Raw genomic sequence first — 22227 nt, 5'->3', positions numbered from 1 at the left:
CCATCAGGTTCGTTGCCCCCAGCCTTCGGCGGGGGATCGCGGGCAAGCCCGCTCCCACAGAGGGTATTAGAGGCCGGATTTCAGGCTGGCTTCCAGGTATTCGTCGATATCGCCGTCGAGTACCTTGTCGCAGTCGCTGCGTTCGATGTTAGTGCGCAGATCCTTGATCCGCGAGGCATCGAGCACGTACGAACGGATCTGGTGGCCCCAGCCGATATCCGACTTGGTGTCTTCCAGCGCCTGGGAAGCCGCGTTGCGCTTCTGCATTTCCTGCTCGTACAACTTGGCCCGCAGCATTTTCATGGCGGTGTCCTTGTTGGCGTGCTGGGAACGTTCGTTCTGGCAGCTGACCACGGTGTTGGTCGGTACGTGGGTAATACGTACGGCCGAGTCGGTGGTGTTTACGTGCTGGCCACCGGCGCCGGAGGAACGGTAGGTGTCGATCCGCAGGTCGGCCGGGTTGATCTCGATTTCCACTTTGTCGTCGATCTCTGGCGAGACGAACACCGCAGAGAATGAGGTGTGGCGACGATTGCCGGAGTCAAACGGGCTCTTGCGCACCAGGCGGTGCACGCCGATCTCGGTGCGCAGCCAGCCAAAGGCATATTCGCCCTTGATGTGCACGGTCGCGCCCTTGATACCGGCCACTTCACCGGCGGACAGTTCCATGATGGTCGCGTCGAAACCGCGTTTGTCGGCCCAGCGCAGGTACATGCGCAGCAGGATGTTGGCCCAGTCCTGGGCCTCGGTGCCACCGGAACCGGCCTGGATATCCAGATAGGCGTTGTTCGGGTCCATTTCATGGCTGAACATGCGGCGGAATTCAAGCTTGGCGAGGTTTTCCTCGAGACGGGCCAGCTCGGCGACGACATCGCCCACTGCGCCTTCGTCGTTTTCTTCGACGGCCATGTCCAGCAGGTCGCGGCAATCACCCAGGCCGGTGTTCAGTTCGTCGAGGGTATCGACGATCTGTGCCAGCGCAGCGCGCTCGCGCCCCAGTTCCTGGGCGTACTCAGGTTTGTTCCAGACACTCGGATCTTCAAGCTCGCGATTGACCTCGGTCAGACGCTCATGCTTTTGATCGTAGTCAAAGATACCCCCGAATAGTTTCGGAGCGCTCGGACAGGTCCTTGATGGTGTTAAGGATCGGGTTGATTTCCATGGCGGGCAGCACTCGTTGGCGAACTTTTGAAAGCCGGCGAGTATAACGGCAAACGGCTGCGAACGGCAGTCCGCTTGGCCGAAAAGGCGGTGGTTTGTACAGGATCCATAGCCAGATAGCGATCAAATGTGGGAGCTGGCTTACCTGCTCCCACAGAGGCGCCCGGCGCTTGGGATTATTCGATGCCCACCTGATTACGCCCATTATTCTTGGCCGTGTATAACCCCTTGTCCGCCGCCATGATCAACTGCCGACAATCGGTACCCTGGACCGGCGTCAACGTCGACAGCCCAATACTGATGGTCAGGCTGGCACCTTCAGCCGGGGCGATGTGCGGGATTTTCAACGCCGCTACCGCCATGCGCAGCTTTTCCGCGACCAGGCGTGCGCCGCCCGGTGAGGTGTTGGGCAGGACCAGCGCGAACTCCTCGCCGCCGTAGCGCGCCGGCAAATCCGAAGGGCGGCTGCTGGCTTCACGGATGGTGTTGGCGACTTTGCGCAAGGCTTCGTCGCCCTCGACGTGGCCGAAGCTGTCGTTGAAGGTCTTGAAGAAATCCACGTCGATCATCAGCAGCGACAGTTGGGTCTGGTCGCGCATGGCGCGGCGCCATTCCAACTCCAGGTATTCGTCGAAGTGGCGGCGGTTGGACAGCCCGGTCAGGCCATCGGAGTTCATCAGGCGTTGCAGCACCAGGTTGGTGTCCAGCAACTGTTGCTGGCTGACGCGCAACGCGCGGTAGGCCGCGTCGCGCTGCAACAGGGTCATGTAGGAGCGCGAGTGGTAGCGGATGCGCGCCACCAACTCGATGTTGTCCGGTAGCTTGACCAGGTAATCGTTGGCCCCGGCCGCAAAGGCCGCGCTCTTGATCAGCGGGTCTTCTTTGGTGGACAGCACGATGATCGGAATATTCGCGGTGGCCGGGTGATTGCGGTATTCGCGCACCAGAGTGAGGCCGTCCAGGCCCGGCATCACTAGGTCCTGCAAGATCACTGTGGGCTTGATGCGGATCGCCTGGGCAATCGCCTGGTGCGGGTCGGCACAAAAGTGGAAGTCGATGTTTTCTTCATGGGCCAGGCCACGCCGCACGGCTTCACCGATCATGGCCTGGTCGTCGACCAGCAACACCATGGCGGCGTTTTCGTCGGTCTTGAAGTCGTCGAGCTGTAAATCATTCATGTGCAGTCACCTGAATTACTACCTGCAAGCCAGCACGGCGGGAGATTTTTGTTCATTTTGCAAAGACCTCCAGCAATCGGGGCGCAATTCTATCCAGTGGGCGAATTTCAACAGCAGCATCAATCGCCGCCGCCGCTTTGGGCATGCCATACACCGCCGAACTCTGTTGGTCCTGGGCGATGGTCAAATATCCTTGTTCCCGCATCAGCTTGAGGCCCTGGGCGCCGTCGCGCCCCATGCCCGTGAGCAAGACGCCGACGGCGTCACCGTTCCAGTGGCTGGCGACGCTTTCGAAAAACACGTCGATCGACGGCCGGTAAATCTCGTTCACCGGCTCTGCGGTATAGGCTAGCGTGCCATTTTTCAACAAGCGAATATGGTGGTTGGTGCCGGCCAGCAATACCACGCCGGGTTGAGGCGGCTCGCCTTCACAGGCCAGGCGCACCGGCAGGCCGGAAGCGCTGCTCAGCCACTCGGCCATGCCAGCGGCAAACACCTGGTCCACATGCTGCACTAGCACGATGGCGGCAGGGAAATCCCGGGGCAACCCCTTGAGCAGAACTTCCAGGGCCGCCGGCCCACCGGCCGAAGAACCAATCGCCACCAGCCGTTGACGCTTGCCGGTGACCCGCTGCGGCGGGGTTTCGGCACGCACCCGCGTGCCGCGCTGGCCGATCAGCCAGCCAATATTGAGGATCTTGCGCAACAGGGGCGCCGCCGCATCCTTGGGGTTGCCCACGCCCAGTGCCGGGGTGTCCACCACATCCAGGGCGCCGTGGCCCATGGCTTCGAATACACGGCTGACGTTGGCCTGGCGGTCAACGGTGACGATCACGATCGGGCATGGCGTGTCGGCCATGATCTGGCGGGTAGCTTCCACGCCATCCATCACCGGCATGATCAAGTCCATCAGGATCAGGTCCGGGGTCAGCTCGGCGCAACGCTGCACCGCTTCCAGGCCATTGCTGGCCACCCACACCACCTCGTGGGCGGGCTCGTAACTCAAGGCACGGCGCAAGGCCTCTACGGCCAGGGGCATGTCATTGACGATCGCAATCCTCATGCCCGGGCGCCTCCAATCAGTTCAACCACGGCGTCGAGCAAGGCGTCGTCATGGAAACTGGCTTTGGCTAGATAATAGTCGGCCCCGGCGTCGAGGCCACGGCGGCGGTCTTCTTCACGATCCTTGTAGGAAACCACCATCACCGGCAATGATTGCAGGCGACTGTCACGGCGCAAAAGTGTGACCAATTCAATACCGTCCATGCGAGGCATATCAATATCCGTGATAAGCAGGTCGAAGTCCTCGGAGCGCAATGCGTTCCAGCCATCCATGCCATCGACCGCCACGGCAACTTCATAACCCCGGTTGAGTAACAATTTGCGTTGCAGCTCGCGCACCGTCAGTGAGTCGTCCACCACCAGCACGCGCTTGCGCGGCGCTTCGGTGGCCTGCTGGTTGCGCCGGGCGATGCGCTCCAGGCGGCCGGTATTGAGCAGCTTGTCCACTGAACGCAGCATGTCTTCGACATCGACGATCAACACCACCGAGCCGTCATCGAGCAAGGCCCCGGCAGAAATGTCCTGGACCTTGCCCAGGCGATCATCCAGCGGCAACACCACCAGCGTGCGCTCGCCGATAAAGCGCTCCACGGCAATCCCGTACACGGCATCGCGTTCGCGGATCACCACCACTTTCAAGGTATCTGAAGGGGTCTGCCCCGGCGGGCGCTGCAGCAACTGGCTGGCGGCAACCAGGCCGACGTGTCGGCCTTCATGCCAGAAGTGCTGGCGGCCTTCCAACTGCACGATGTCGTCGGGGGCCAGGTCGCACATGCGTTCGATATGCGCCAGGGGAAACGCATAGGCTTCTTCGCCGACTTCCACCACCAGGCTGCGCACCACCGACAGGGTCAGCGGCACCTCAAGATGGAAGCGACTGCCCTGCCCCGCCGTCTGTTCCAGCACCACTGCGCCGCGCAACTGGCGAACCATATGCTGCACCGCGTCCAGGCCCACACCGCGCCCGGACACTTCGGTGACTTTGTCCCGCAGGCTGAACCCCGGCAGGAACAGGAAGGTCAGTAGCTCCTCTTCGCTCAGGCGCAGAGCCGTTTCCACCGGAGACAAATTCCGGTCGACAATAGTGCCGCGCAGGCGCTCGAGGTCGACACCGTTGCCGTCATCGCTCAATTCCAGCACCAGCAACCCGGCCTGATGGGACGCGCGCAGGCGAATCAAGCCCTCCGCCGGCTTGCCCGCCAGCACGCGCTGCTCAGGGGTTTCGATGCCGTGGTCGACGGCATTGCGCAATAAATGGGTGAGCGGCGCTTCGAGTTTTTCCAGCACGTCACGGTCGACCTGGGTCTTTTCGCCTTCAATCTCCAGGCGCACTTGCTTGCCCAGGCTGCGACCGAGGTCACGCACCATACGCACCTGCCCGGCCAGCACATCGGCAAACGGCCGCATGCGGCAGGCCAATGCGGTGTCGTAGAGCACCTGGGCGCGCTGGCCGGCCTGCCAGCCGAACTCATCCAGCTCGGCGTTTTTTTCCGCCAGCAGGGCCTGAGCTTCACTCAGCAGGCGACGGGTATCGGCCAGGGCTTCCTGAGCTTCCAGGTTCAGATCCAGGGATTTTAGCTGGCCATCCAGGGCATCCAGTGCACGCAAGCTGTTGCTCTGAATGCGCTTGAGGCGTTGCAGGCTGGCCAGGTACGGCTTGAGCCGCTGGGTTTCCACCAGGGATTTGCTGGACAAGTCCAACAGGCTGTTCAAGCGCTCAGCCGTCACCCGCAGCACACGCTCGCCGCCTTCTGTCATGCGTTTGCTCTGGCGCGGCGCTTCACTGCTGACCGGCGCGGGCTCCAGCTCGGGCTCCAGCAGCAATGCGTCAACCCGCGGCGCGGGGATGGGCTCGGGATTTGGCACGGGCGTGGCAATCGGCTGCGAGGGATCGAGCAAGCGCTCCATCAGCGCTACGTACGCCTCGATATCCGCCGGCCCCACGTCATTGCCCGGCGTGGCGATTCGCATCAGCAGGTCGGTGCCTTGCAGCAACGCGTCGATATGTTCAGGTTGCAGGTACAGGCGGCCTTCCTGGGCACTGACCAGGCAGTCTTCCATGACGTGGGCCACGCTGACCCCGGCATCCACGCCGACAATCCGCGCCGCCCCTTTAAGTGAATGCGCGGCGCGCATGCAGGCTTCGAGCTGGTCGGCCTGGGTCGGGTTGCGTTCCAGCGCCAGCAGGCCCGCGCTCAACACCTGGGTCTGCGCATCGGCTTCCAGGCTGAACAGTTCCAACAGCGAGGCATCGCGCATCTGGTCGGGGGTCATGCGAGGCTCCGGGTCACGGCGGACAACAATTGCGCTTCGTCCAGCCAGCGCAGACTGCGGCCTTTCCACTGCAACACGCCTTGGGTGTAGCGTGCGCTGGCCTGGGTGCCGGACACCGACGCAGCCTTCAAGGTGCGCTCATCGATGGCGTGGATGCCGTCTACTTCATCTACCGGTACGACGACCGGGCCGTCCTGGGCAGCGATGATCAGCATGCGCGGCATGATCCGCCCGCCGCTGGCGCCGGCACTGGTGCTGTCCAGGCCCAGCAGTTCCACCAGCGACAGGCACGCCACCAGCGCCCCGCGTACGTTGGCCACGCCCAGCAGCGCTCGGGAGCGCTGGTGCGGCAGCGAGTGGATCGGGTGCAACGGCGCCACTTCCACCAGGCAGCGGGTGGCGATACCGAGCCATTCTTCGCCGAGGCGGAACATCAACAGCGAACGGGTGACCACATCGCTATCCGCTTCGGCAGCTGCCTGCGCGTGATGGTCGTCTTGTTGCAGTGCGTAGCGGTCGAGCAGGCGTGTGGCGGCGGCGGAATACACCAAGCAATTGCGGCAGTGGATATGCTCGGCCAACAGCGGGCAGGACTTGTCGCCATGAATACCGATGCGGTTCCAACAGTCGTCAATGGCTTGGGTATCGGTCAGCGTCAGGTCCAGGCCTGCGGTGTCGAGCGCGTCAGGGCTACTCATCGTTTGGTCTCACTGTCAGCTCGCTCGCTACGGGCGGCGCGTGCCTGAAGACGACGCGCGCCGACACTGTCACCCTGGGACTCGAGCAACGCGGCCAGGTGCATCAGGGCCTGGGGATGCTGCGGTTCCAGATACAGAGCTTTTCGGTAATACCCCTGGGCCTCCAGGGCACTGCCAGCCACATCGCTGAGCAGCCCCAACCAGTAAAACACCTGGGCGGCCGGCGGGTGACTGCTCAAATACCGCTCGCAGGCCGCTCGGGCCTCGGCACTTTTGCCCTCGTTGGCCAGGGTTGCGATCTGGCTGAGCAGATCCCCTGCATCGGTATGCGTAGCTTTGACCGGTGGCACGTGGGGGGTGACCGAGCTGAACGGTCGCGGCTTGGGCGGTATCGGCGCCGCCCTGCGCTGCGGTAGCGGCGCGGGCGTCGGTTTGACCACAGGTGCAGCCGGCGCGGCCGGTTCTACATGCCGACTGAAGGCAAAGGACTGCGGCACGCCGATGGAGCGCATGCCGTGGCGCCCCAGCAGGCTGCCCTCGGCCGGGCCGATAAACAGCACGCCGTCCACGTGAGTCAATGCCTTGAGCACATCAAAGACCTGTTTCTGGGTCGGCTGGTCGAAGTAGATCAGCAAGTTGCGGCAGAACACAAAATCGTAGGTCGGCTCGTTCGCCAGCAGTGCCGGGTCCAGCAAGTTGCCGACTTGCAGGCGCACTTGTTCACGCACCCGGTCGGCGATGCGGTAAACGCCTGCGTCTTCAGTGAAGTGGCGGTCGCGAAATTCAAGATCGGCGCCGCGAAACGAGTTCTTGCCATACACGCCCCGCCGCGCGCGCTCCACCGACAGCGGGCTGACGTCCATGCCTTGCACTTTGAACTGGTGGGGCGCCAACCCCGCATCGAGCAAGGCCATGGCAATCGAATAGGGCTCTTCGCCGGTCGAACACGGCAGACTGAGAATACGCAGGGCGCGCATCTGGTTGATCTCGGCCAAGCGTGCCTGGGCCAGGCGAGCCAGGGTTGCAAAGGATTCGGGATAGCGGAAAAACCAGGTTTCGGGGACGATCACCGCTTCGATCAGCGCCTGCTGCTCGTCATGGGAGGTTTGCAGGTGTTGCCAGTAAGCCTCCGCCGACGGCGACTGGGACGACTGGCAGCGCTGGCGCACCGCGCGCTCGATGATCGCCTCGCCCACCGAAGCGACGTCCAGGCCGATGCGTTCTTTCAAGAACGCGAAAAACCGCGGGTCATTGCTCATAGGCTCAACTCGGCGGAAAACAGCAAGGCACGCACTGGCGCGGTCAACAGATCGGCGACGCCAATCCACTGCATCAAGCCCTGTGCGTCCTCGCGCACCGGCCCCAGGTATGGCGCCTGCTGATTGTCCAGGCCATAGGGCTGAAATTCGGCGGGGTCGCAACGCAGGGTGTCGGTGGCCTGTTCCAGGATCAGCCCTAGCCAACGCGCCTCACTCCAAGGCTGCGGCTGATAATTGACCAACACCAGGCGCGTACTGGTACGCGCCTGGGCCGAAGTGCCGAACGTCAGGGCGCTCAAGTCGATGACCGGCACCAGCGCCCCACGATGGGCGAAGATACCCGCCACCCATAAGGGCGCTTGGGCGATAGGTTTAAGCGCCAGGCGCGGCAGCACCTCGGCCACTTCCGTGGCCTTGAGGGCAAAGCGTTCGTTGCCGATGCGAAACACCAGAAACAATGCCTTTTTCGCTGCCGGGACGGCACCGCGTTTAGCCGCGAGTTCGCTCATCAGACTTTGAAACGCGAGACGCCGCTGCGCAGACCGACCGCAACCTGGCTCAGTTCATCAATGGCAAAGCTGGCCTGGCGCAGGGATTCGACGGTCTGGCTGCTGGCATCGCCCAATTGCACCAGCGCGTGGTTGATCTGCTCGGCACCGGTGGCCTGGGCCTGCATGCCTTCGTTGACCATCAGCACCCGCGGCGCCAGGGCCTGTACCTGATGGATGATCTGCGACAGTTGCTCGCCCACTTGCTGCACCTCCGACATGCCACGGCGCACCTCCTCGGAGAATTTGTCCATGCCCATCACCCCTGCCGACACCGCCGACTGGATCTCACGCACCATCTGCTCAATGTCGTAGGTCGCCACAGCGGTCTGGTCGGCCAGGCGGCGCACTTCGGTGGCAACCACGGCAAAGCCGCGCCCGTACTCACCGGCTTTCTCAGCCTCGATCGCAGCATTCAGGGACAACAGGTTGGTCTGGTCGGCCACCTTGACGATGGTCACCACCACCTGGTTGATATTGCCGGCCTTCTCATTGAGGATCGCCAGCTTGGCGTTGACCAGGTCGGCGGCGCCCATCACCGAGTGCATGGTTTCTTCCATGCGGGCCAGGCCCTGCTGGCCGGAGCCGGCAGCCACCGAGGCCTGGTCGGCGGCGGTGGACACTTCGGTCATGGTGCGGACCAAGTCCTTGGACGTGGCGGCAATCTCGCGGGAAGTGGCGCCGATTTCGGTGGTGGTGGCTGCGGTTTCTGTCGCGGTCGCCTGTTGCTGCTTGGAGGTCGCGGCAATCTCGGTGACCGAGGTGGTGACCTGCACCGATGAACGCTGCGCCTGGGACACCAGGGCAGTCAGCTCGGTCATCATGTCGTTGAAGCCGGTTTCAACCGCGTTGAATTCGTCCTTGCGCTCCAGGTTCAGGCGCTTGCTCAGGTCACCGGTGCGCATGACTTCGAGGATTTGAACGATGCGCTGCATCGGCGCCATGATCGCGCGCATCAGCAACAGGCCACACAGCGCGGCGGCGAGAATCGCCAGCAACAGCGAGACGCCCATGCTGATCTTCGCGGCCGCTACCGCATCATCGATGGCGGCGGTGGCGTTGTCGGCGACCTGCTTGTTCTCATTGATAATGTCATTGAGCTTCATGCGGCCTGCTGTCCAGGCGGGGGTCAGTTGCTCGTTGAACAACCTCAGTGCTTCGGCGGCGTTATTGCTCTGATGGGCCGCCAAAACCTGGGCGAGAATCTGGTTGTAGCTCTGGTGCAGTTTTTCGAAGGCATCGAATTCGGTGCGATCCTGGGTGATATTGATCGTCCCCGCGTAGCTGGCCATATGCTGCTCAAGCCGAGCTTCGAAAGACTTGTAATCCTGTTTGTCGGTTTCGGAAATGCCCTGGTTCTCGTGGATTCCGACCAACTCCTGGGTTTGCAGGTAGCTGTCGACCCAGGCGCTGCGAATCATCGAGCTGAAAAACACCCCGGGCACCGCATCGTCCCGCACTGAGTTTTCGCTGATTTCGATTTTCAGCAAGCGCGAATACGAGACCACGACCATCAGCAGCATGATCGCGATAATTACCGCAAAGCTCGCCAAAATCCTTTGGCGCAGGGTCCAGTTCTTCACAGTAATTCCTCGCAGGGCCATTCAAATGGAGGGGAGTATAGCTGAGCGGCTGCGCGCTTTTATCAAGGCTTTTGATGTGCAGTGCACAGAATGCAAAAGTGGGAGCGGGCTTGCTCGCGGATGCGGTGAGTCAGCCAGAAATAGAGTGACTGGTCTACCGCATTCGCGAGCAAGCCCGCTCCCACATTTTTGATGAGCGTGTGGCCTTGTTTATGCGTTAAGCCGTACTTGTTTTTCCAACTCAAGCTTCAAGCCGGGCTCAAGTTTCAGTTGGCGTGCCAGTTCGTCCAGGTAGGCTTTTTCCATGAAGTTTTCTTCGTCCACCAGCATCACGCTGGCGATGTACATTTCGGCGGCCATTTCCGGGGTGCTTGCGGCGCGGGCGACGTCGGTGGGGTCCAGGGGTTTGTTGAGTTCGGCGTGTAGCCAGTGCTGCAGCTCCTGATCGTTGTCCAGCTTGGTAAACTCGCCTTCGATCAAGGCACGCTCGCGCTCATCCACATGGCCGTCAGCCTTGGCCGCGGCCACCAATGCCTTGAGAATGCCTTGGCTGTGTTGTTCGACCTGGGCCGCTGGCAGGCGGTCGATGGTTTGCGGCTCGCCTTGGGGCGCGCTGGCTTGCTGGGACTGCCAGTTGCCGTAAGCCTTGTAGGCAATCACACCCAGTGCGGCCAGGCCGCCGTAGGTGAGCGCTTTGCCACCGAATTTACGCGCCTTCTTGTTGCCCAGCAGCAAGCCCATGGCCCCCGCCGCCAGGGCCCCGCCGCCTGCACCGCCGAGCATGCTGCCGAGCCCGCCACCGCTGAGCAAGCCGCCGAGGGCGCCCTTGTCATTCGACTTAGGCTGGCCACCCGCCTTGTTTTGCAACATATCCTGGCCAGACTTAAGCAGTTGATCGAGCAATCCACGGGTATTCATTCGTAGCCTCCAGACACTTGGGTTCGTAGGACCAATAGGCCTTCAGCGTAAAACTAAGTGCCAAAAAGCCGCGATCTAGAGTGCTTCCAGATGTAACGTTCTACTGCGATGCTGGAAATGTCTTGTTGCATATGCAACGCCATCATCCCGCCATCAATCAATTTGCCTTGTTCATCGAACCGCTTAAGCTATCCGGCGTCTGTTTATTGTCCGTTGCGTTTGGCCGAAGGCATGTCCGAACCGTTATTTCTGATCCGCTACGTGCCAGGAACGGCGCGGGATTTGCTCACGACAGGTTGTCTCTATGCACCGCAGGAATTTGCTCAAAGCATCCATGGCCATTGCGGCTTACACCGGTTTGTCGGCCAGTGGCCTGCTGGCCGCGCAGGCCTGGGCCGGGAATCGGGCTGCCGATGGCAAGGCCGTGGCGTTCGATTTCGAATCGCTCAAGGCCCAGGCCAAGCAATTGGCCACCCGTGGCTACCAGGACACTAAGCAGGTGCTGCCGCCGACCCTGGCTACCATGACCCCGCAGAATTTCAACGCCATCGGCTATGACCGTAACCATTCGCTGTGGAAAGAGTTGAACGGCCAACTGGACGTGCATTTCTTCCACGTCGGCATGGGCTTCAAGACGCCGGTGCGCATGCACAGCGTCGACCCCAAGACCCGTGAAGCCCGCGAAGTGCATTTTCGCCCTTCGTTGTTCAACTATGAAAAAACCACGGTGGACACCCAGCAATTGACCGGCGACCTGGGTTTCTCCGGTTTCAAGCTGTTCAAGGCGCCGGAGCTGGACCGCCATGACGTGCTGTCGTTTCTGGGCGCCAGCTACTTCCGTGCGGTGGATTCCACCGGCCAGTACGGCCTCTCGGCGCGTGGCCTGGCGATTGATACCTACGCGAAAAAACGCGAGGAGTTCCCCGATTTCACGCAGTTCTGGTTCGAAACTCCGGACAAGGACGCCACGCGCTTTGTGGTCTACGCCCTGCTCGACTCGCCAAGCGCCACCGGTGCCTACCGCTTCGACATCGACTGCCAGGCCAACCAAGTGGTGATGGCGATCGACGCGCACATCAATGCGCGCACCGCCATCGAGCAACTGGGCATCGCGCCCATGACCAGTATGTTCAGCTGCGGCACCCATGAGCGCCGCATGTGCGACACCATCCACCCGCAAATCCACGACTCGGACCGCCTGGCCATGTGGCGCGGCAACGGCGAGTGGATCTGCCGCCCCCTGAACAACCCGGCCAAGTTGCAATTCAACGCGTTCGCCGACACCAACCCCAAAGGCTTCGGCCTGGTGCAGACCGACCATGAGTTCGCCAGCTACCAGGACACCGTCGACTGGTACAGCAAACGCCCAAGCCTGTGGGTTGAACCGACCACGGCCTGGGGCGAAGGCTCCATCGACTTGCTGGAAATCCCCACCACTGGCGAAACCCTGGACAATATCGTGGCCTTCTGGACCCCGAAAAAGCCTGTGGCCGCCGGTGATTCGCTCAACTACGGCTACAAGCTGTACTGGAGCGCACTGCCGCCAGTGAGCACGCCGCTGGCACAGGTCGATGCGACCCGTTCCGGCATGGGCGGCTTTACCGAAGGCTGGGCACCCGGCGAGCATTATCCGAAGGTATGGGCGCGGCGTTTCGCCGTGGACTTCAAGGGCGGCGGCCTGGATCGCCTGCCAGCGGGCACCGGCATCGAGCCCGTGGTGACCTGTTCCCATGGTGAGGTGAAGGACTTCAGTGTGCTGGTGCTGGACAACATCAAGGGCTACCGCATCCTGTTCGACTGGTACCCCACCAGCGACAGCGTGGAACCCGTCGAATTGCGCCTGTTTATACGAACCCAGGACCGCACCCTCAGTGAAACCTGGCTGTATCAGTACTTCCCACCTGCCCCAGAGCAACGCAAATACACCTGATGCCACACTGCACGATCATTCCCACGCAATAACGTGGGAATGATCGGATTTGGCTCAGAATCGCGACACGCTTTTCATCGCGCCAATCAGATAGCGCATCGCCACCTGATCGCTCTCGGTCAGCGCCCGGTATTGCACCAGCAACTCCATCTCATCTGAACTCAACCTTCGACCCCGCAAGGACATCCGGCGACTCAGAAAAGACGCCACCGCACCCGCTACGCCATAGGACTTGGCCATGGACCGCTACTCCTGATATCAGTCAAACACTCCTGGTGCCCATTTCCCAACTCCCGGGAAGCGCAACGGCTTCGCGGACCAACCGCCTGTCTCCCTGGGCCAGGAGTCGGGCTTACCCTTAGCGTAGAAACTATCTCACCATTCGTGGGATTTTTTTAGAGTATTAACTTAAAAAAATAACGTCGGTAATAAAAGCCTACAGCCATTACTCACGCAGGGGTCGATACAGGTGGATGTCTAGCGGTTCTTGCGCATAAAGCTCAGCGTGGGGTTGCTGCAACAAATGGCAACCATGGCGCAGGTAAAAGTCCACGGTGTTACGCGACTCCGTCGCCGAGATATAGAGCGCTTGGACCTCCACTTGCCGGCCGTGCTCGCAAGCCAGCGCCAACAACCGACCGCCCAGGCCAGTACCGCGGGCACTATGGCTGACATGCAGGAATTTCAACTGCCGCATCAGCAAGCCCTGGTGATGGAAGGACCGATTGTCCACCACCACTGCGGCGACCAGCACCGGGCCGTCGAATACGCCCCACAACCACCCGCCGCGCTGGAGGCAGGCATGCAGCGCCACCGCATCCTGTTCAGCCTCGCCTTCAGGCCAGCCGCGCATATCATGATGTGTGGCATACAACACCAGTTCGCCGCAGTCCATGCGATAGCACGCCGGGATCAGCTCCGTACGATCGATGGTTGCCAGCAAAGGGATATCGTCTTCGGTTAACGCGCGTTCCACCAGCATAAGCTTCTCCTGCTTAACAACCGCCAAGGATCAGCCTTCCTATAAACGCGAGCAAGAAAAAACCCACCGTGTCAGGGTGGGTCCGGTAGGGCCGTGTGCAGGATCAATCGCGCAGATCCGACTCATGAATCGGCTGGTCGCGGTGGGTGGCGCGCTGGTATTGCGCGGGCCAGATGGCCTTGCGCCCACCCAGATCATCGTCGGCATGCAAAGGCCAGTACGGGTCGCGGAGCAGTTCCCGGGCCAGGAAGATGATGTCGGCCTGGCAAGTGCGCAGGATATGCTCGGCCTGGGCCGGTTCGGTAATCATGCCAACCGTGCCGGTGGCGATGTCCGACTCCTTGCGCACTCGCTCGGCGAAGCGCGTCTGATAGCCGGGGCCGGTGGGAATCTCGGCATTGGCAGCGGTGCCGCCAGAGGACACGTCGATCAAGTCAACGCCCAAGTCTTTCAGGCGGCGCGCCAACTCCACGGTTTCATCCGGGTTCCAACCATCTTCCACCCAGTCGGTGGCCGACACGCGCACAAACAGCGGCAGCTCCTCTGGCCACACGGCACGCACGGCCCTGGTCACTTCCAGCACCAGGCGAATGCGGTTTTCGAAGGAGCCGCCATAGTGGTCCTGACGCTGGTTGCTGATCGGCGAGAGGAACTGGTGCAGCAGATACCCGTGGGCGGCGTGGATTTCCACCACCTCAAAGCCTGCGGTCAAGGCGCGCTTGGCGGCGGCGACAAAGTCAGCGATCACTTGCTGGATCTGCCCTTCGTCCAGTGGCTTGGGCTGGGTGTGATTGGGGTCGAAGGCAATCGGCGAGGGCCCCACCGGCACCCAGCCGCCCTCCTCCGGCTTGACGCTGCCGTGTTTGCCGATCCATGGCCGATGGGTGCTGGCCTTGCGCCCGGCATGGGCCAGCTGGATCCCAGCCACCGCGCCCTGGGCCGCGATAAAACGGGTGATGCGCCGCAATGGTTCGATCTGAGCGTCGTTCCACAGGCCCAGGTCCTGGGCGGTGATACGGCCATCGGCGGTCACCGCCGTGGCCTCGGTAAAAATCAGCCCGGCGCCACCCACGGCCCGGCTACCGAGATGCACCAGGTGCCAGTCATTGGCCAGGCCATCGTCGCTGGAGTATTGGCACATGGGTGAAACCGCGATGCGGTTGAGCAGGGTCAATTGGCGCAGGGTGTAAGGTTCGAGCAGCTGACTCATGGCGCACCTCTTCTGGGCTTCATAGGCATTTTTGTAGGAGCGAGCTCGCTCCTACCAGCCTAGTCGACAACCATCGTTTGCACAGGGTTCAGAAGGAAAGCGGGAGCCGATTGCCGGCTCCCGGTAGGCAGCGCCTTACATCTCGACCTGGGTACCCAGCTCGATCACACGGTTGACCGGCAGTTTGAAGAACCGCAGGTTGCCGTTGGCGTTTTTCAACATGAAGGCAAACAACACTTCGCGCCAACGGGCCATGCCTTTGATGCGCGAGGCAATCACCGTTTCACGGCTGAGGAAGTAAGTGGTGCGCATCGGGCTGAAGTCCAGGTCATCCAGATGGCACAGTTTCAGCGCTTCAGGCACATCCGGCTCATCGGTGAAACCGAAGTGCAGGATCACGCGGAAGAAGCCTTCGCCGTAGGCATCCACCTCGAAGCGTCGCGCCGCTGGCACCCGTGGAATGTCTTCGTAAACCACGGTCAACAGTACCACCTGCTCATGCAGCACTTGGTTATGCAGCAGGTTATGCAATAGAGCATGGGGCACGGCGTCGGGCCGCGCGGTGAGGAACACTGCCGTACCCTGAACGCGATGGGGCGGCTGTACGCGGATGCTGCTGATGAAGATCGGCAACGGCAGGCCACCCTCGTCGAGACGGCCGACGAGCAATTGCTTGCCGCGCTTCCAGGTGGTCATCAGCACAAACAACACGATCCCCGCCAGTACCGGGAAGGCGCCGCCCTGGAGGATCTTCGGCGCGTTGGCTGCGAAGAACAGGCCATCCACCAACAGGCAGCAGAGCAACAGCGGCACGGCCAGCACCGGTGGCCATTTCCACAGCAGCAGCATCACCGCCGACACCAGGATGGTGGTCATCAGCATGGTGCCCGTCACAGCTACGCCGTAGGCCGAGGCCAGGGCACCGGAGGATTCGAAGCCTAGGACCAGCAGGATCACACCGACCATCAACGACCAGTTCACCGCACCGATGTAGATCTGGCCCTGTTCGGCACTGGAGGTGTGCTGGATATGCATGCGCGGGATGTAACCCAACTGGATCGCCTGACGGGTCAACGAAAACGCGCCGGAAATCACCGCCTGGGAAGCAATCACCGTGGCCATGGTGGACAAGCCCACCAACGGGACCAGGGCCCAGCTCGGCGCCAGCAGGTAGAACGGGTTGCGCGCCGCCTCCGGATCGCCCAGCAGCATCGCGCCCTGGCCAAAATAGTTGAGCACCAGCGCCGGCAGCACCAGCAGGAACCAGGCGCGGGCGATGGGTTTGCGGCCGAAGTGGCCCATGTCGGCGTACAACGCTTCAGCGCCGGTCAATGCCAGCACCACCGCGCCGAGGATCGCCACGCCAATACCGGGGTGAACCATGAAGAAGCGCACACCCCATGCCGGGTTCAGTGCATTGAGCACTTCGGGTTGCTGCAGGATGCCGTACACCCCCAGGCCGCCCAACACCAGGAACCAGGTCACCATCACCGGGCCAAACAGCTTGCCGATGCGGTCGGTGCCGTGTTTCTGGATCAGGAACAGCGCCACCAGCACCACCAGGGCAATGGGCACCACCCATTTTTCCAGGCCGTCGAACGCCAGTTCCAAGCCTTCGATGGCCGACAACACCGAAATTGCCGGGGTGATCATGCTGTCGCCGTAGAACAACGCCGCGCCACACAGGCCACACACCACCAGGAAACTGCGCAATTTCGTGTGCTTCCCGGCAGCTCGCCGGGCCAACGCGGTGAGGGCCATGATGCCGCCCTCGCCCTGGTTGTCGGCACGCAGCACGAACAGCACGTACTTGATCGACACCACCCAGATCAGCGACCAGAAGATCAGCGCAAGGATCCCCAAGACACCGTCATGGTTGACCTGCACCCCATAACCGCCGTTGAACACCTCTTTAAGGGTGTAGAGCGGGCTGGTCCCGATATCGCCATAAACCACCCCGACCGCCGCCACTAGCATGCCAATCGGCTTGGCTTTTGAATGCTCGGCACCTGCTGCCTGACTACTTGCCTGACCCATCAACCACTCCTGCCCTTTGACCTGAGGTCTTTTATAAACAGCGCTTCTAAGCTGACCCTAGCATGCGCTGTTTTACTTCTCGTAACAGACGTTTTATTGACCCAAGGGCTTTACCCGTGCGCAACGGCGCGAAGCATAGCGCAGCACTCGTCGTATTTCCCCGTTCAAGTGAACGGGGTGTCGTTTTAGGCAATCAGTCATAGCGGGCACAGCAGCACTTTGGCGCCTTTTTGCCTGCATTGATCACATTTACGGCCAACCGTATATTCCTGGCCCGGCTCAGTCGTGCTGCCTGGGTGGTGTGAGCAGGAGCGCCTTGGCCGGATTACCTGATCAGTCAATCGTGCATTCGCAGGGCGCGCAGTCGATATAAAAACTCAACTATCGGACTGTCTCTTTTAAGGTACACTCCTCATGTACGAAGTGAAACACGTACTGTCAATCAACGGCGTGGATATCTTCCAGGCTTGGCTGGATACAGTGCAGGACGCGCGTTCGAAAGCAAGAATCACCACCAGAGTGGATCGAGCGTCCCTTGGTCACTTTGGCGTTACCGAGCCAGTGGGTGATGGGGTCTTTGAGATGAAGCTCGATTTCGGCTCGGGGTTTCGCGTGTATTAGGCAGTCCAGGATCGAAAAATCATTTTCCTATTGGGCGGTGGTTCGAAGGCCAGACAGCAGAACGATATCGATCAGGCCAAGGCTCTCTGGAAATCTTACAAGGTGCAGCAAAAATGACCATTCGTACCCGCCCGCACGAAGATAGCGTTCTGGAAATGCTTCGCAACGACGAAGCATTCGCCCTCGAATATTTATCTGTCGCGCTTGAGGAAATAGATGAAGCCGGTGGCGAGGACGCTTTCCTTGTCGCTATCCGTCGAGTGGCGGAAGCCCGTGGTGGGATGCTCAGCTTGTCGCAGAACACAGGACTCAATAGAGCAAACCTCTACAGGTCCATCGGCGTCGGCGGCGATCCTAAGCTCTCCACTTTGCTTAAAGTCCTCCAGGCGTTAGGTGTGGGCATGTCTAAAGTGGTATCGCACCGAACCGAACAAGACATCCGGGCTTAAGCGCGCGCCAGTGGCTATGGGGATGACCCGGCGCAGCACTCGTCGCATTTCCCTGCATAAAGCTGGTCAAGTGCGTTGCCCACCGATAGAATTGCGCACTTTTTGATCAGAGGCGCACCAAGCGCCCATCCGTTGCCTTGTCGTGCACGACCGGCAGCGTCATTCAATACCGAGGTTAGACATGTCCACCACCATCGCAAAAGCCAACCCCAAGGTTGGCTTTGTTTCCCTGGGTTGCCCGAAGGCGCTTGTCGACTCCGAGCGCATCCTCACGCAATTGCGTATGGAAGGCTACGACGTCGTGTCCACTTACCAGGACGCCGATGTGGTGGTGGTCAACACCTGCGGCTTCATCGACTCGGCCAAGGCCGAATCCCTGGAAGTGATCGGCGAAGCCATCAAGGAAAACGGCAAGGTCATCGTGACCGGCTGCATGGGGGTGGAAGAAGGCAATATCCGTAACGTGCACCCGAGTGTGCTGGCGGTGACCGGCCCGCAGCAGTACGAGCAAGTGGTCAACGCTGTGCACGAGGTGGTGCCGCCACGCCAGGATCACAACCCGCTGATCGACCTGGTGCCGCCTCAAGGCATCAAGCTGACCCCACGCCACTACGCGTATCTGAAGATTTCCGAAGGCTGCAACCACAGCTGCAGCTTCTGCATCATCCCGTCGATGCGCGGCAAACTGGTAAGCCGCCCGGTGGGTGATGTGCTCGACGAGGCCCAGCGTCTGGTCAAGTCTGGCGTCAAGGAGCTGCTGGTGATCTCCCAGGACACCAGCGCCTACGGCGTCGATGTGAAATACCGCACCGGTTTCTGGAACGGCGCGCCGGTGAAAACCCGCATGACCGAGCTGTGCGAAGCCCTCAGCAGCCTGGGCGTGTGGGTGCGCCTGCACTATGTTTACCCTTACCCGCATGTGGACGAGTTGATCCCGTTGATGGCCGCCGGCAAGATCCTGCCGTACCTGGACATCCCGTTCCAGCACGCCAGCCCGAAAGTGCTCAAGGCGATGAAACGCCCGGCGTTTGAAGACAAGACCCTGGCACGCATCAAGAACTGGCGCGAGATCTGCCCGGAGCTGATCATCCGCTCCACCTTCATCGTCGGTTTCCCCGGCGAGACCGAGGAAGACTTCCAGTACCTGCTGGACTGGCTGACCGAAGCGCAGCTGGACCGCGTCGGTTGCTTCCAGTACTCGCCGGTGGAAGGTGCTCCGGCCAACCTGCTGGACTTGGCCGTGGTACCGGACGACGTCAAGCAAGACCGTTGGGAGCGCTTCATGGCGCACCAGCAGGCGATCAGCTCGGCACGCCTGCAACTGCGCATCGGCAAGGAAATCGAAGTGCTGATCGATGAAGTCGACGAGCAAGGCGCGGTGGGTCGTTGCTTCTTCGACGCCCCTGAAATTGACGGTAACGTGTTTATCGACGATGCCAGCGGCCTGAAGCCGGGTGACAAAGTGTGGTGCACCGTGACCGACGCCGACGAGTACGACTTGTGGGCTGAAAAGCGCGACTGATCGCACGGTGATAAAAAAGCCTCGCCTCTGAGAAGATGCGGGGCTTTTTTAGGTCTATCGTATTGTCCATCAACCCCGAATACAGCAAGGGACAGCGGGTATGCGTCAGCATTCGGTGATTCACACACCTAAAACCAGCGACTACGCACGCCTGGTGCAGATCTGGGAGGACTCGGTACGCGCCACCCATGACTTCCTCCCGGACAGCTATATCGACATGTTGAAAAACCTGGTGCTGAGCCGCTACCTCGATGCGGTCATGCTGGTCTGCACCAAGGACGTGCGCCAGCACATTACCGGCTTCGCCGGGGTGTCGGCGGGCAAGGTGGAAATGCTGTTTATCGACCCGCGCTACCGTGGCCAGGGGCTGGGCCGGCAATTGCTGGGCTACGCGATCGAACACATGAACGCCGATGAACTGGACGTCAACGAACAGAACCCCCAGGCCCTGGGTTTTTACCTCAAGCAAGGCTTCGAGGTAATCGGGCGAACAGAACATGATGGGCTTGGGCAGCCTTATCCATTGCTGCACCTGCGTCTGCGCCAGCAGCAACAGGCCCGTAATGCCTGAACTGTGGGAGCTGGCTTGCCCGCGAAGGCGTCGGGTCAGTCTACCCATCCGGTGCTGGTATACCGCCTTCGCAGGCAAGCCAACTCCCACATTTGACCCGTGTTGCGTCAGTTAAGTAATTGTTATGGCACATGGGCTGAAATGGGGCCGGGATTAACCGGCGCCAGGCAGGTACAATAGTGGCCCCCTTTTGTTACGGCCCTTGTCATGACTGACCCCATACGCCTCTCCAAACGCCTTATCGAACTGGTCGGTTGCTCCCGTCGGGAGGCTGAGCTGTTTATCGAAGGCGGCTGGGTCTCGGTGGACGGCGAAGTGATCGACGAGCCGCAGTTCAAGGTCACTGACGAGAAGGTCGAGCTGGACCCGGAAGCTAAAGCCACCGCGCCAGAGCCGGTGACCATCCTGATGCACGCCCCCGCAGGCATGGATGCTGAAACCGCCATGGCCTCGATCAGCGCCGAAACCCTCTCTGAAGAACACCGCTTCGGCAAGCGTCCGCTCAAGGGGCATTTCCTGCGCCTGAGCGCCAGCGCCGACCTGCAAGCCAAGGCCAGTGGCCTGCTAGTGTTCACCCAAGACTGGAAGATTCTGCGCAAGTTGACCGCCGATGCCGCCAAGATCGAGCAGGAATACGTGGTGGAAGTCGAAGGCGACATGGTTGCCCACGGCCTTAACCGCCTGAACCACGGCCTGACCTACAAAGGCAAAGAGCTGCCTGCCGTCAAAGCCAGCTGGCAGAACGAGAACCGCCTGCGCTTTGCGCTGAAAAACCCGCAACCCGGCGTGATCGCGCTGTTCTGCGAAGCCGTTGGCCTGAAAGTCATCGCCATCCGCCGCATCCGCATCGGCGGCGTGTCCATTGGCAAGGTGCCAGTGGGCCAATGGCGTTACCTGTCCGGCAAAGAAAAGTTTTAAGCCGTTCCCTTTTCCCGACACCGCCTGATTCCGGCGGTGTCATCAGTTGAATACCAGGATTGCCCACCATGATTCACAACGACGTACTGCGCAGCGTGCGCTACATGCTCGACATCAGCGACAACAAGATGGTCGAGATCATCAAGCTCGGCGGCATGGACGTGACCAAGGAAGACCTGCTGACCTACCTCAAGAAAGATGAGGAAGAAGGCTTTGTGTTCTGCCCGGATGAAGTCATGGCCCACTTCCTCGATGGTCTGGTGATCTTCAAGCGCGGCAAGGACGAAAGCCGCCCGCCGCAACCAATCGAAACCCCGGTGACCAACAACATCATCCTGAAAAAGCTGCGCGTGGCCTTCGAACTGAAGGAAGACGACATGCATGCAATCCTCAAGGCGGCGGAGTTCCCGGTGTCCAAGCCAGAGCTGAGCGCGCTGTTCCGTAAGTTTGGTCATACCAACTACCGCACCTGTGGCGATCAGTTGCTGCGTAACTTCCTCAAGGGCCTGACCTTGCGGGTCCGTGCCTAAGCCCATGAGTTACCAGGTCTCGCCCGTCGGCTTCGTACGCTCCTGTTTCAAGGAGAAGTTCGCCATCCCGCGCCAACCGCAACTGGCACCGGCTGCCCGTGGCGTGCTGGAGCTGGTGGCGCCGTTCGACCAGGGTGAGGCGGTGCAGGGGCTGGAGCAGGTCAGCCATGTGTGGCTGCTGTTTCTGTTTCATCAGGCACTGGAAGACAAGCCACGCCTGAAAGTGCGCCCGCCACGCCTGGGCGGCAATACGTCCATGGGTGTGTTTGCCACCCGCGCAACCCATCGTCCCAATGGCATCGGCCAGTCGGTGGTGAAGCTGGACAAGGTGGAACCGGGGCGGTTGTGGATATCGGGCATAGATTTGCTCGATGGCACGCCGGTGCTGGATATCAAGCCGTATGTGCCGTATGCCGATATCGTGGATGCGGCCACCAACGACATCGCCAGCAATGCGCCCGCGCTGATCGGCGTGCAATGGCTCAAGGCTGCACTGCAACAGGCGCAAGGCCATGCACAGCGCCTTGGTGAACCGTTGGTGGAGTTGATTGAACAGTGTCTGGCACAGGATCCGCGGCCGGCGTATCAGGTTCCTACCTCAGAACGGGAATACGGTGTGCGGTTCTGGGATGTGGATGTGCGCTGGCACTACCCGGAGCCGGGGATGATTTGTGTGCTGGAAGTGGTTTCGGCTAAATAGGGCGAAAACCAAATGTGGGAGCTGGCTTGCCTGCGATGCAGACACCTCAGTGGTTCAGTTGAACCGAGGTGATGCT

General features: G+C 61.0%; 20 protein-coding genes and 1 pseudogene. 8 read left to right on the top strand and 13 right to left on the bottom strand.

Features of this window, described 5'->3' with window-relative positions; translation table 11 throughout:
* Window positions 1–66 precede the first annotated feature (66 nt).
* From prfB to BT199_RS08385, 9 genes are all read right to left on the bottom strand, one after another.
* A protein-coding gene (gene prfB / locus BT199_RS08425) for a peptide chain release factor 2 (RefSeq protein ID WP_096001736.1) occupies window positions 67–1162 on the bottom strand; the annotation gives its coding sequence in 2 pieces (ribosomal slippage) (window positions 67–1089 and window positions 1091–1162; 1095 coding nt in all).
* A gap of 175 nt (window positions 1163–1337) precedes the next feature.
* Window positions 1338–2339 (bottom strand): response regulator, encoded by a 1002-nt coding sequence (locus BT199_RS08420; protein ID WP_014717198.1) that lies wholly within the window; start codon window positions 2337–2339, stop codon window positions 1338–1340.
* 52 nt (window positions 2340–2391) lie between these two features.
* A complete protein-coding gene (locus BT199_RS08415) occupies window positions 2392–3402 on the bottom strand; it encodes a chemotaxis response regulator protein-glutamate methylesterase (protein WP_003189079.1) in 1011 nt (336 codons plus the stop codon).
* Window positions 3399–5675, bottom strand: coding sequence for a hybrid sensor histidine kinase/response regulator (locus BT199_RS08410; RefSeq protein WP_032903262.1), 2277 nt, complete (start codon window positions 5673–5675; stop codon window positions 3399–3401). Before BT199_RS08410 ends, BT199_RS08415 begins: the two co-directional genes overlap by 4 nt.
* Window positions 5672–6373, bottom strand: coding sequence for a chemotaxis protein CheW (locus BT199_RS08405; RefSeq protein ID WP_072434293.1), 702 nt, complete (start codon window positions 6371–6373; stop codon window positions 5672–5674). Before BT199_RS08405 ends, BT199_RS08410 begins: the two co-directional genes overlap by 4 nt.
* Complete coding sequence (locus BT199_RS08400; RefSeq protein WP_072434292.1) at window positions 6370–7632, bottom strand: CheR family methyltransferase; 1263 nt, start codon at window positions 7630–7632, stop codon at window positions 6370–6372. The genes BT199_RS08405 and BT199_RS08400 overlap by 4 nt, the downstream gene beginning before the upstream one ends.
* Window positions 7629–8141, bottom strand: a complete 513-nt coding sequence (locus tag BT199_RS08395) for a chemotaxis protein CheW (protein ID WP_014717194.1) — start codon at window positions 8139–8141, stop codon at window positions 7629–7631. The genes BT199_RS08400 and BT199_RS08395 overlap by 4 nt, the downstream gene beginning before the upstream one ends.
* Complete coding sequence (locus BT199_RS08390) at window positions 8141–9763, bottom strand: methyl-accepting chemotaxis protein (RefSeq protein WP_014717193.1); 1623 nt, start codon at window positions 9761–9763, stop codon at window positions 8141–8143. Before BT199_RS08390 ends, BT199_RS08395 begins: the two co-directional genes overlap by 1 nt.
* Window positions 9764–9973: 210 nt before the next feature.
* Window positions 9974–10681: a tellurite resistance TerB family protein gene (locus BT199_RS08385; RefSeq protein WP_014717192.1), complete on the bottom strand. Its 708-nt coding sequence runs from the start codon at window positions 10679–10681 to the stop codon at window positions 9974–9976.
* Between the two features lie 304 nt (window positions 10682–10985).
* Between BT199_RS08385 and BT199_RS08380 the strand changes: the two genes are divergently transcribed.
* Window positions 10986–12611: a glucan biosynthesis protein D gene (locus BT199_RS08380; RefSeq protein ID WP_072434291.1), complete on the top strand. Its 1626-nt coding sequence runs from the start codon at window positions 10986–10988 to the stop codon at window positions 12609–12611.
* Between the two features lie 54 nt (window positions 12612–12665).
* Here BT199_RS08380 and BT199_RS08375 read toward each other — a convergent pair whose 3' ends face one another.
* The 4 genes from BT199_RS08375 to BT199_RS08360 form a co-directional block, all read right to left on the bottom strand.
* Entirely contained in the window at window positions 12666–12851 is a 186-nt protein-coding gene (locus BT199_RS08375; RefSeq protein ID WP_014717190.1) for a hypothetical protein, read from the bottom strand.
* 205 nt (window positions 12852–13056) lie between these two features.
* Window positions 13057–13593: a GNAT family N-acetyltransferase gene (locus tag BT199_RS08370; protein ID WP_014717189.1), complete on the bottom strand. Its 537-nt coding sequence runs from the start codon at window positions 13591–13593 to the stop codon at window positions 13057–13059.
* Between the two features lie 103 nt (window positions 13594–13696).
* Window positions 13697–14803: an NADH:flavin oxidoreductase/NADH oxidase gene (locus tag BT199_RS08365; RefSeq protein ID WP_072434290.1), complete on the bottom strand. Its 1107-nt coding sequence runs from the start codon at window positions 14801–14803 to the stop codon at window positions 13697–13699.
* A 135-nt stretch (window positions 14804–14938) separates the two neighbouring features.
* The gene (locus BT199_RS08360; RefSeq protein ID WP_014717187.1) at window positions 14939–16840 is read right to left on the bottom strand and encodes a potassium transporter Kup; all 1902 of its coding nucleotides are present in this window, start codon (window positions 16838–16840) and stop codon (window positions 14939–14941) included.
* Window positions 16841–17254: 414 nt separating this feature from the next.
* Between BT199_RS08360 and BT199_RS27655 the strand changes: the two are divergent.
* The 7 genes and pseudogenes from BT199_RS27655 (at window position 17255) to tsaA (ending at window position 22151) form a co-directional block, all read left to right on the top strand.
* A pseudogene (locus BT199_RS27655) lies at window positions 17255–17578 on the top strand (type II toxin-antitoxin system RelE/ParE family toxin).
* The gene (locus BT199_RS08350; RefSeq protein WP_014717185.1) at window positions 17575–17910 is read left to right on the top strand and encodes an addiction module antidote protein; all 336 of its coding nucleotides are present in this window, start codon (window positions 17575–17577) and stop codon (window positions 17908–17910) included. The pseudogene BT199_RS27655 and the gene BT199_RS08350 overlap by 4 nt, the downstream one beginning before the upstream one ends.
* A 181-nt stretch (window positions 17911–18091) precedes the next feature.
* Window positions 18092–19432, top strand: coding sequence for a 30S ribosomal protein S12 methylthiotransferase RimO (gene rimO, locus BT199_RS08345; RefSeq protein ID WP_003231334.1), 1341 nt, complete (start codon window positions 18092–18094; stop codon window positions 19430–19432).
* Between the two features lie 100 nt (window positions 19433–19532).
* On the top strand, window positions 19533–20003 hold the full coding sequence (locus BT199_RS08340; protein ID WP_072434288.1) for a GNAT family N-acetyltransferase: 471 nt from the start codon (window positions 19533–19535) through the stop codon (window positions 20001–20003).
* A 207-nt stretch (window positions 20004–20210) separates the two neighbouring features.
* Window positions 20211–20921, top strand: coding sequence for an rRNA pseudouridine synthase (locus BT199_RS08335; protein WP_032903270.1), 711 nt, complete (start codon window positions 20211–20213; stop codon window positions 20919–20921).
* A 68-nt stretch (window positions 20922–20989) separates the two neighbouring features.
* Window positions 20990–21451 (top strand): YehS family protein, encoded by a 462-nt coding sequence (locus tag BT199_RS08330; protein WP_005785469.1) that lies wholly within the window; start codon window positions 20990–20992, stop codon window positions 21449–21451.
* A 4-nt stretch (window positions 21452–21455) separates the two neighbouring features.
* Complete coding sequence (gene tsaA / locus BT199_RS08325) at window positions 21456–22151, top strand: tRNA (N6-threonylcarbamoyladenosine(37)-N6)-methyltransferase TrmO (RefSeq protein WP_014717182.1); 696 nt, start codon at window positions 21456–21458, stop codon at window positions 22149–22151.
* Window positions 22152–22227: the final 76 nt, after the last annotated feature.

Source organism: Pseudomonas sp. NFR02 (genome assembly GCF_900119375.1).
In the GTDB taxonomy this organism is placed as follows: domain Bacteria; phylum Pseudomonadota; class Gammaproteobacteria; order Pseudomonadales; family Pseudomonadaceae; genus Aquipseudomonas; species Aquipseudomonas paracarnis.
This window is presented reverse-complemented; position numbering and strand designations above follow the sequence as displayed.